We start from the raw sequence: 10403 nt of genomic DNA, 5'->3' as shown, positions 1-10403 counted from the left end.
ACTCAGCTCCCACTCAGGATTCGCGCCGTACGGTCGCAATCGTGAGCAATGCTGTCGACCGGCCGCTGGTTGTCGTCGTGGAGGATGACGACACCATCGGCCGGTTGCTCGAGCGCGCCTTGCGCAGCAACGGGTACCGCGCACAGTGGTACCCGACCGGTACGGCGGGTCTGGCCGGAGCACGCCGGGATCGCGCGGACGTCGTACTGCTCGACCTCGGTCTGCCGGACCTCGACGGCACCGAGCTCGCCCGGCGCCTCCGCTCGGAGCTGCCCGACCTGCTCTTGGTCATCCTGACCGCACGCAGCGACGAGATCGACATCGTCTCCGGCCTCGACGCCGGCGCCGACGACTACCTCGTCAAACCCTTCAGCCTCACCGTCCTGCTCGCCCGCATCCGCGCCCACCTCCGCCGCAGCCCCACCCCAGCCACCACCGGCATGATCGCCCTCGGCGACCTCACCATCGACACCGCCGCTCGTCGCTGCACGATCGCAGGCGACGACCTCATCCTGCGCACAAAGGAATACGAACTCCTCGAAACCCTCGCGCTCAACGCCGGCAGCGCCATCTCCCGCGACGATCTGATGGCCAAGGTCTGGGACATCAACTGGTTCGGCTCGACCAAGACCCTCGACGTCACCATCGCGTCCCTCCGCCACCGCCTCAGCTCCCGCGCGGCCGTCCCCACCATCACCACCCTGCGAGGCCACGGTTACCGCCTCGACCCGCCTGACCAAGAAGCCTGCTGACGAGCACTCAGCGGATTGTCAGCGACATGCTGCAGGCTCCAGGGCAGGGACCGAGATGGCGCCTGTCCGCGGTCCGACGACCATTGACGGTCGCCGTGCTCGACGTCGGGCTGTCCAAGCCGACGATCATCCGCATCGTCGTGGACTTCCCGGCCCGGGTAGCGGCGCATAATCGGGGTCAGGGGTACTTGGCTGCCGGAGTTCGACGCAGGGAGCGCTGTGGAGGCGTCATCAGGGCGGGTGCGGAGACGGCGTCTCGCTGTCACCGCGTTACTCGTCTTCCTGCTTTCGGCAGTGGCCGCCGAGCCCGCCGCGGCGCACGGTGGGCTTCCGCATCTCGCCAGCGCGATCACCAGCGTGGGGCCCGCGGTTCCCGGTGTGCACATCTCCGTTGCGGCGGACGGACGCTATCTGCGGATCACGAACCCGACAAGCCGGACTGTCATCGTGTTGGGCTCCTACCACGATCAGTACCTCCGGATCACCGCTCACGGCGTCTCACACAACGTGCACGCGCCGACCTACTATCGCAACGAGGGCCGGGCGACCCCGGTTGACGCGAGCGCCGAGGCAGCGCCCGGGTGGGAAGCGGTCTCGACGTCGAACACCGCCCAGTTCCCTGACGACCGGATCCGCTGGACCGGGCCTGGTCGTCCGGCCGTGGTCGACCAAGCTCCCACCAAGCTTCACCTGATCAGGGCCTGGGCGATCGAACTGCTCGTCGACGGCACGCTGGTCACGATCAGCGGGACCTTGAGTTGGCATCCGGGCAGCAGCCCGGCGTCGTTGGTCGCGTTCGCCGTTGTCTGCGCGATCATCCTTGCCGGAGTGGTCGTCCTGCTCCTCCGCGATGAAAGACGCACCCGAGCTCGGCGCCTCTCCGGTCCGACCCGCTGAATCGGCCTGTCAGGTCTCCGAAACCTCGAGGTCGGGGTGGACGCGACGAACCGGCCGGGTCGCCGGCCGGCGACGGCGATGGATGAGCGCGGCCGCGACGGCGAGGGACAGCAGGGCGGCCACTGCCGCGCCGATCTTCGTCCACGGGGTGAGCGGAGCATTCGAAACCACGACGGCACGGGGCGCGAGACCGCTCGGCACTGCCCAGGTTCCGGCGACGACGGCGGGGCCGGGGTGGTTGCGTAGGGCGACGATCCGGAGTGGCAAGTCACCGGTCACGTCGACATCCACTGCCGCCTGCCAGCGTGAATCGCCCACGGCGGCACCCTGGGTACGGCGAAGGACGATTCCGGTGTTCGTGCCGAGGTCGGCCGTCACCCCCGTGATCGGTCCTGGGACAGGGCGCCTGCTGCTCACCGCGTCCACCAGGAGGAGGCTGTGTCCGGGCACGTTCGGCGCGAGCGCCACCGTGATCAGTAGATCGTCCACCTGGTACGTCGTCCGTGTCGTCGCCGGCAGCGGTTTGCTGAACTGTGGACCACGCGCCGGCGGACTCACCGCCAGTACCATCGCGAACAGCAGCACGCCGAGGCCCAGCAAGGCCGTGACCAGCTGACCGCGTGCCGTCGGCGCCCTCGGCTCACGAGCCGGCTGGCGGGTCAGCCACGGATGGAGCCGCCGGGCGTGCCGGAAACCCAGCGCCATCACCGCCGCCACGACCGCGAGCTTCACCAACAGCGCTCCGCCGTACAGGGTGCCCAGTGCCGCATCGACGGTGGCGACTTGGCGTCCTGCCAGCAGGAGACCGGTCACAGTCAGCACGGCGACGCAGCCCGCGGCCAGTGGCCCGAATGCCTTCCAGAGACGCAACGCTTGCCCTCGGCGCTCGCGCAACTGGCTGGTCAAGACAGCGAGGACGCCGATTCCGCCGATCCAGGCAAGCCCCGCAGCTTGGTGGAGGGACAGCACGACCAAGGACGCCGGGCCACCTTGAGCATGGCTGCTCGCGGACCGCAGCACGATGTCGGCAAACAGGAAAGCGGCGAGCAACGACGTACTCGCCGCTCCTGCCGGCGCGCCCCGGACGCGCCTGATCAGCACAACCAGCACTCCCAGCAAGCTCAGCTCGCGCAACGTCCAGCGCGTCAACTGGCCCGAGTCGATCAAGATCGCCAATCCCGACCCCGAACTCCTTGCCTCCGACAGCTGCCTGCCGCTGCGGACCAGTGAGGTGAAGAGCGACAGGAACCCGAACGCGAGCGCCAGCCCGAGCATGGTCGCCATCGCGGGCTCCGGCAGCGCCGGGTCAGGGCGCCGGGCCAGCGCTGTCGAGAGAAACGCCCAGCCACACAGGACCGCCGTGGCAGCGAGATCGAACCAGCCCAGTACGACGTCCAGAACCGTCGCCGCCGGCCCGGTGACCGAACGAGCCGGTGCACCGGTCGAGGTCGCCGCCAGCCCGACCCCGAAGACCACCGTGCCCTGGAGCCGGTGCAGGTCGTACTTCGAGACGACGCTCCAGCGCAGCTCGTACACCGAGCGCGGCAACGCCGGGAACCCGGACACGACCAGGTGGATCCCGCGGTCGGCGATCCGGGTGGCGCCCAGCGGAATGACCTTGCCGTCGCGATCCGACAACGAGATCTCGAGCCCGGCCTCCGTCGGAGGTTCCGAGAACCACAGGTCGAGCTGTCGAGGTGAGGTCTGCACAGTCTGGCCGTCGTCCGGCGTCGACCGGAGCAGCACGGGATGCGCCTGGGCGACCCCACCCGAGGCCACCCACAGCACCGCAGTGACCGCTAGCAGGCTCACCGCGGTCAGCCACCGACGGTGCGGACGGGCCCGCCTACCCAGTGTGACCGCGCCCATGGACTCCCCCCTCGGACACGAACCGTGGTGATCGACAGCATCCATCCTTGGTGCGACGAGGAGCGGGGAAATGACGAGGTTCTCATCCGATTGTCATGCCGGGACCGGAAGAACTGGGGTGCCGTGGGCCTTCCCTCCGGCGTCACCCTGAGTCAGTATGGCCTTGGGTTCGGGGGCGGACTGGATGTCGGGTGCGCGCAGCTGCGCGACCTGCCATTGGGGGGGAACGATGACAACGATTCTGGTAGTTGACGACGAACCTGAAGTGGTGCGATTCGTCCGGCGAGGGCTCGAGGCCGAGGGGTACCGGGTGCTCACCGCGACCGACGGTGGCGACGGGTTGCGGATGGCGCTGACCAAGAAACCTGAGCTGATGGTGGTCGATCTGCGGATGCCCGAGGTCGACGGCGAGGCCGTGATCGCCGCCGTACTGGTGAGCAGCCCGCAGACCCGGATCCTGGTGCTCTCGGCGGTCGCCGACGCGGAGGCGCGCGTTCGTTGCCTGGAGCAAGGAGTCGACATCCTGCCGAAGCCGTTCACGATCCGGGAACTGCTGGCCAGGGTGCGGTTCGGGATGCGGGACGCGGCCGGCCGGGAGACCGAGGACCTGGTCCTGCGGGTCGGTCAGATCCTCCTCGACATCCGGACGCGCAGGTTGCGGATCGATGGCAGCGAGGCGGCCTTGTCGGAGCGCGAGTTCCTGCTGATGCAGCATCTGATGCGCAAACCGGACAAGGTCTGCTCCCGCAGCGAGCTCCTGTCCGCCGTGTGGGGCTACGACTTCGATCCCGCGACCAACGTCGTGGACGTCTACGTCCGCCGGTTGCGCGGCAAAATGACCCGTGACGTGATCCAGACGGTGCGCAATGTCGGTTATCAGCTTCAGAGCGCGTGACAGTGGCGGGGCCTGGCTGAGCCGGCTCCGGGCCGGCAAGCTGGCGTCGGAGTGGTACCGCGTGATCGACGGCCTGCTCGCCGTCTTCGTGCTGGGGATGCTCGCGCTGATGCAGGTGATGATCGAGCGGGAGGTCATTCCCTATCACCTGTTGTTCCTCGGCCTCACGCTTGTCTACGGTTTTCGCGTCTGGCCGCTGAAGCCGACCCTCCTGGTCATCTTCATGGTGACCGTGCTCACCGGCTGGATCCTGGTCAGCCACCAGTTGCAGGACGGCTCCAGCCGTGCCGAGTGGGCCGAGATCCCCCTGATGCCGTTGCTCTTCCTGGCCATGGTCTGGCACGCCCGCCGCCGGGTCGCCGCCCAGCAGGAGGTCGAGCTGATGGCCGAGGAACGGCTCGCTGTCTTCGAGCGCGAACGCGAGTTCTTCCGCGAGGCCTCGCACGCCATGCGGACGCCGGTGACCATCGCCGTCGGGCATCTCGAGCTGCTCGAACCGATCCTCACCGGTGATCCGGAGTCGGCGACGGACTACGCGATCGTCGTACGGCAGATGAATCGGTTGTCGGCGTTGTCGACCCGTCTGCTCGCGTTGGCGAAACTGGATTCCGGGCGCGCGCTCCGGCACCTCGAGCTCGACCTGGGCGAGCTGCTCATCGGCATCGGCAGGAACTGGTCCGAAAGCGCCGACCGGGACTGGCAGCTCGACAAGCCGGCTGCTGCGCGGATCACAGCCGACGCCGACTGGCTCGAACTCGCGATCGAGGCGCTGATCGAGAACGCCGTGCACTTCACCGCACCCGGCGAGCGGATCCGGCTGTCCGGCACGATCTCGGGCCCCTGGTACGTCGTCGGCGTCGCGGACTCCGGGCCTGGCATCCGCGCTGTCGACCTTCCGCATGTGTTCGAGCGGTTCTGGCTCCGCCCGCCGCCGTCGGTGGTCCCGATGGGCAGTGGGCTCGGGCTGCCGATGGCCCTGGCCGCGGTCCGGGCGCACGGCGGCCGGATCAACGTGTCGCAGGCTCCCGAGGGTGGTGCGCTGTTCGAGATCATGCTGCCGATCCAGCCGGGAGCGGTAGCCCCGGCAGGTTGATGTCTGCTTCACAGGACCGGAGCATGCGGCAGGACGAGGCTGCCGACCTGGATGGACGTCTTCTCGCCGTGCCGGAGCGCTCCCTTGGTGTTCTGGTACACGAGGTAATACGTCTGCCCGGCCCGCAGGGTGTGTCCTTGTTTCATGATTGAGACGCGCTTGGTCCCACCGTCGCGGGCCTCACTGCGCAGCTCGGGCGGGTGCCCGACGTCGGACTGGAACCGGGTGGCCTTCTCGCTGTCGAGGACCACATAGGTCAACGTGATCAAGCCGCCGTCCCCGACTACCGCGACCCGGCTGAAACGCACGCCGTACTGCTGCTCGATCGCGGCACTCTCCGGAAACGTCCCGGCCGCATCGGTCTGTGACCAAAGCCGGATCCCGACCAGAATGCCCGCCGCGAGCGCTACCGCGAGCACGGCCGCCAGGACGACCAGGCGGTTGACGCCCTTCCCCCGGCCGGCCCGACGAACTGTTGTCTGCAGCATGCTTCTTCCCTCCCCTGCACGGGGCGGAGGCCTCAAGTGCTCGAGGCCTCCGCCGTCGAACCGCTACGGCATCGTGAACCTGGTCGAGTTGAAGGTGTCGAAGTACGCCCGCCCGGAGGAGCTGCTACTCATTCCGGCCGACACTCCCAGCCAGGCTGTCTCGATCCGCAATGTGCTGGTGTTCCCGGTCTGCAGCGAGCGGCTCACGCCGTCCACCAGCAACCGCAGCGACCCTGCTGTCGTGCCGGTGGCCGGCCCGGACGTCCAGTCGACCTGGAGCGTGTGGGTGCCCGGCGTGAGCGTGACCCACGCTCCGGTGAGGGTCCCGGCAGCACTGCGGTCCATCAGGGTCCGGACCTGCGCCGAGCCGGCTGTGAACCGGTACTCCAACGCGAACACCTGCGCACTCGCACCCGTCCGTGCCTGCAGCAGACTCAGCGCTGTGGCGGGGTTGGTCCCCGAGGTGAGGGTGTTCCGGTTGAACACGAACCTCGCGTGGTACGACGTCTCTGCCGCGGGAGTGTTGTCCGTCAGGTACGCCGCACCCGGCAGTGTCACCTGCAACCCGCGCACGCTGCCCGGCTCCAACGGTCCAGGCAGGGCGGCCGTGGTCGTGTTCGCCACTCCACCCGTGCTCGAACTCCAGAAGCCGAAGCCGCCCGACTCGAAGCCGTCGGAGAAGATCCCGTTCGGCCGTTGGACCGAGACGGTCGTGCTGACCGCCTTGCTCCAGTTGCCGGCCAGGTCCTGCACGCGCAGATTGAACACCTGGTTGCCTGGGACAACCGATGCCAACGGAACCGTCACCTGGACCTTGCCTGCCACCACGCTGACCGGAACCGAGATGCCCTTGCCGACCCCCGGATCGGTGCTGCCCAGCCAGTACTCCGCCTTCGCGATCAGCGAGGCATCAGTGACCGGAGCGGTCAGGGTCAGGACGGCCGCCCCACCAGTCGGGTTCGGCGTGGCTGTCAGAGCCCCCAGCACTGGCGCCGTCTTGTCGACCACGAGGTTCACCGCGAACAGCGGGCCCCAGTTGCCGGCCGCGTCCTGACCGCGGACATAGACGTGATGGGTGCCGTCGGCAAGCGCCCTGACTTGCGTCAACGGAATCAGTCCGTAGAACACCTCGCCCGTGGAGTCGAGCTTCCCGTCCACCGGCAGGAGCTGCAGACCAGACCCACCCGGCGGGTTCGGAACGGTCGGATCGAGGAACGCCTCCGCATCTACCAGCACGCTCTGCGCCGCGCCGCCGGCGTCCTTGTCGGTGATCTCGGCCGAGACCAGCAGGTTGCCCGGGTTGCTCTTGTCGGCCAGTACGCCGTTCGTCGGGTTCGGGCCGACCGCAGCGGCGTCGACCGCCGGACCGGTGACATCGATCGGCAACGGAATGTCGAGCGGTGGTCCCCACAGACCCAGCGAGTCCTTGCTGTGGACGAGCACGTGATGCATTCCCTCGGTGAGGGTCTGCAGCAGGGCCGGGGTTAGATCGACGTCCTCGGAGACGACGGTCGCGCTGCGGTTCAGCGTGAGCGGGGTCCCGGTGCCGTCGGTTCCGGCGGTGTCGAGGAAGTACTCGGCAGCGGTGATCAGACCACCCGCGTCGGAATCGTCACCGGTCGCGGACACAGTGACCGCGACGGTGGCGTTGGCGGGCACGTCGGCGATCGAGCCGTTGGTCGTCTGTGGACCGGTCTTCGGCAGGTTGAGGATCACCGAACCGACGACACCCCAGTTGCCTGCGGCATCCAATCCCCGGACGAAGACGGTGTGCCGTCCGGCGTCGAGAGCGGCCAGCACCACCGTGGTGATGGTTCCGGTCGCTCCTGTCACGCTGACGCCACTGGCCGGCAGACTCATCGGCGTACCGAATCCGGGACCGACGGTGACCGCGTCGTCGATGACGAACTCGGCTTGGCTCACCACCGAGCCACCGGTGGTCGCGTCGCTGAGATCCGCGGTGACGGTGACCGGCGACTGACCGGTGGACGGGTTCGGACTCAGTCTGAGATGTGTCGACACCGGTCCGACGCCGTCCGTGCTCGGAGGTGGCGCATTGGTGTCGAGGAAAGTCATCATGCCGCCGAAGGCGAACTGCGACGGGTCGGCGGTGTGCTGCGCGTTGTTGTCGAGATGGCGAGCGGTCTCATAGAGCGCCAGCTTGGCTTCCGGCCCGGTCGGCATGGTCACCAACGCGTCCATCGTCTGGCCGGGATCGACGCTCTCGGCCGCCACCGTGGTGCTGTAGTGCACCGCGTGTCCGCCTTGTGCTATCTCGGTCTGCAGACCGCCGAGCACCGTCATCGGGTGGGCCAGAGACCCCAAGTTGACATAGCGAAGAAGGACCTTGTGCCCCTGGTCCGTCGCGACCGGATCGCTGGCAGGGAAGGGTTTTCCGTTGATCAGCCGGTACTTCGGGCTGAACTTGCGCAGGTCGAAACCGGCCGGGTTCGCGTTGAACGCCGGGTCGATCTCGCCCAGGACGACGAGCGCGTCGTCGTCGTACTGGCTGGCCGGATAGCCGGCCGGTTGCGTGCCGTACGCCGATCCGTCGGGCGGCAGTACGACAAACGCGCCCGCCAGGCCCATTGCCACCTGACGAGCACCACCGGACGTGTGTCCGGCCTCGTACAGGAACGTTCCGGCCCGTCCGGCAGTGAACGTGTATGTCCGGACGCCCGAGGCGATGCCGGCCGTGTCCTCACCACCAGCAGGCGAGGACTGTCCTGGGAACGCCAGCGAAACAGTCTGCCCCACCAACTGGTTGTGCAAGGTGACTGTCACCTGATCGCCCTGGTGCACGACGAGTGCCGGCCCAGGAGCGGTCGCGGAGCCCGCGGTACCGGTCGAGGAGAAGCCCCAGATCGGTACGGCGGTTCCGAGGACGGTCGTGGTTCCGGTCATCGCGTAGAGATCACAGGCAGCGGTACCGGCAGCGAAGCTGCACCCGCGAGGGGTGAGCTTGCCGACGGCAACCGATGCTCGCGAAGGCATCTGATGGGCTGCCGGTACCGCGGCGACGGGGACCGGCGAGAGCATCGCGGCTGCGAGCGCGGTGGTCGCGATGCCTACGGCAGCGACCCGAAGTCTGTTCGTCATCGTCGATGTCCTCACTGGCTCGCACAGCCGGCGGGCGGATCGATGCGGAAGACCGTCATCATGCCGCCGAAAGCTGCCCCGTAGTTGGTCGCCTGCTCCAGCGCATGGCTGTGGGCGATGTGGTAGTACTCGCCACACTCGTTGTTCTGCGTCAGGTTCGAAGGCACCGGGTTCTTGGTGCCCAGGTAGCCGCTCTCCGAGAACCACGTGTCCGGCCCGACCAGCAACTGGTCGGTGATCGCCGGAAGCTGCGTCGGGATCGGGTTGGTGGTCGCGTTCCAGTTCTCCACGTCGCGCCAATCCATCAGCACGTCGAGGGTCTGCCCGGGACCGACGTCCAGGTCGTACTTCTGGTACGACAGGTCCTGTCCGGATGGTCCCTGCAGGGCGTGACCGTCGCGGTTGATGACGCGCTCGTCGCTGCCGTGCGGGTGGAACGGGTAGTTGACGCTACCGGCGTTGAGATAGCGGATCGTCGCCGGCAGCGGATTGGTTGCCGCGTCGTACGGTTTGATGTGGACGAGCGCGCCGTACGGCTGCCCCGGTAGCCAGGGCGCGTTGTTCGGCGCCAGGGTGTCGGGCATGCTGCGGCCGTTGATCGTGAAGTACCGCGACTTCGAGGCGTTGACGTTGACCGGCTGGTTCCGCTCGACCGCCAGGTGGACATCGGGGTCGATCTCGGACAGCAGGTAGACATACTCCTTGCCGTTGGCAAAGGCCGAGTCGGCGCGATCGTTCACCTGGTTCGGGTGACCGGCGGGCCGGACGACCAGAGCGCCGTACAGGCCCATCTGCAATTGCTTGTCGACGTCGGTGCCGGTCTCGTAGAGGTAGGTCCCCGGGCTTCCGGCGGTGAACGTGTAGGTCACCGAGCCGTCCGTCGCGTCGGCGGACTGGACCAGCGACGTCAGTGAGCTACCGGAGTCGAACTGCGGCTGGGCCGGGTTGCCGTTCGCCCGCACCGACTGCTGACCGGGAAAGACGATCGACGTTGCTTCAGGCAACTTGTTGTGCAGGACGACGGTGACCGGCCGGCCGGATTCGACGCACAACGTCGGACCGGGCAACTGGAAGCCGCGCTTGCTGTTGCCGTAGCTCCACATGTAGATCGAGTTGCCGTCCGGCGTCGACACGTAGCCGTCGCTCGCCGTCAGCGAGAACGTCTGGTTCGCGTCGCTGTCACAGAGGAGTCCTTCCGACATCTCCGCGGCCGCGGCCTGGGTGCGGACCACGAGCGGTGTCATGACCAGTACGACGGCCGCCGTCACGGCGAGCGCCCGTTGGATCGAGAGTCTGTTCATCGGATCATC

At 67.9% G+C, this 10403-nt stretch carries 8 protein-coding genes; 4 read left to right on the top strand and 4 right to left on the bottom strand.

The genetic code is table 11. The annotated features are described in order from the left end of the window. Positions 1–41: 41 nt before the first annotated feature. Together ACFVWG_RS20450 and ACFVWG_RS20445 are read left to right on the top strand one after the other, a co-directional pair. Entirely contained in the window at positions 42–752 is a 711-nt protein-coding gene (locus ACFVWG_RS20450; protein WP_391544906.1) for a response regulator transcription factor, read from the top strand. A 240-nt stretch (positions 753–992) separates the two neighbouring features. Next, positions 993–1649, top strand: a complete 657-nt coding sequence (locus ACFVWG_RS20445; protein ID WP_391544905.1) for a hypothetical protein — start codon at positions 993–995, stop codon at positions 1647–1649. A gap of 9 nt (positions 1650–1658) precedes the next feature. Here ACFVWG_RS20445 and ACFVWG_RS20440 read toward each other — a convergent pair whose 3' ends face one another. Then, positions 1659–3461: a copper resistance CopC/CopD family protein gene (locus ACFVWG_RS20440; protein WP_391544904.1), complete on the bottom strand. Its 1803-nt coding sequence runs from the start codon at positions 3459–3461 to the stop codon at positions 1659–1661. Between the two features lie 286 nt (positions 3462–3747). Here ACFVWG_RS20440 and ACFVWG_RS20435 point away from each other — a divergent pair, with 286 nt between their 5' ends. Next, the gene (locus ACFVWG_RS20435; RefSeq protein ID WP_391544903.1) at positions 3748–4413 is read left to right on the top strand and encodes a response regulator transcription factor; all 666 of its coding nucleotides are present in this window, start codon (positions 3748–3750) and stop codon (positions 4411–4413) included. Further along, entirely contained in the window at positions 4385–5506 is a 1122-nt protein-coding gene (locus ACFVWG_RS20430; protein WP_391544902.1) for a sensor histidine kinase, read from the top strand. Before ACFVWG_RS20435 ends, ACFVWG_RS20430 begins: the two co-directional genes overlap by 29 nt. An 8-nt stretch (positions 5507–5514) precedes the next feature. Here the strand turns inward: ACFVWG_RS20430 and ACFVWG_RS20425 are convergent, their stop codons facing one another. From ACFVWG_RS20425 to ACFVWG_RS20415, 3 genes are all read right to left on the bottom strand, one after another. Further along, a complete protein-coding gene (locus tag ACFVWG_RS20425; protein ID WP_391544901.1) occupies positions 5515–5994 on the bottom strand; it encodes a hypothetical protein in 480 nt (159 codons plus the stop codon). Between the two features lie 63 nt (positions 5995–6057). Further along, the gene (locus ACFVWG_RS20420; RefSeq protein ID WP_391544900.1) at positions 6058–9093 is read right to left on the bottom strand and encodes a multicopper oxidase domain-containing protein; all 3036 of its coding nucleotides are present in this window, start codon (positions 9091–9093) and stop codon (positions 6058–6060) included. Between the two features lie 11 nt (positions 9094–9104). Next, the gene (locus ACFVWG_RS20415; RefSeq protein ID WP_391544899.1) at positions 9105–10394 is read right to left on the bottom strand and encodes a multicopper oxidase domain-containing protein; all 1290 of its coding nucleotides are present in this window, start codon (positions 10392–10394) and stop codon (positions 9105–9107) included. Positions 10395–10403: the final 9 nt, after the last annotated feature.

This window comes from Kribbella sp. NPDC058245 (genome assembly GCF_042882005.1).
GTDB lineage: Bacteria > Actinomycetota > Actinomycetes > Propionibacteriales > Kribbellaceae > Kribbella.
This window is presented reverse-complemented; position numbering and strand designations above follow the sequence as displayed.

What these genes read in the sequence shown, in the direction of transcription:
- ACFVWG_RS20435 (WP_391544903.1), top strand. Translation starts at nt 3,748, where the DNA reads ATGACAACGATTCTGGTAGTTGACGACGAACCTGAAGTGGTGCGATTC.
- ACFVWG_RS20430 (WP_391544902.1), top strand. Translation starts at nt 4,385, where the DNA reads ATGTCGGTTATCAGCTTCAGAGCGCGTGACAGTGGCGGGGCCTGGCTG.
- ACFVWG_RS20425 (WP_391544901.1), bottom strand. Translation starts at nt 5,994, where the DNA reads ATGCTGCAGACAACAGTTCGTCGGGCCGGCCGGGGGAAGGGCGTCAAC.
- ACFVWG_RS20420 (WP_391544900.1), bottom strand. Translation starts at nt 9,093, where the DNA reads ATGACGAACAGACTTCGGGTCGCTGCCGTAGGCATCGCGACCACCGCG.
- ACFVWG_RS20415 (WP_391544899.1), bottom strand. Translation starts at nt 10,394, where the DNA reads ATGAACAGACTCTCGATCCAACGGGCGCTCGCCGTGACGGCGGCCGTC.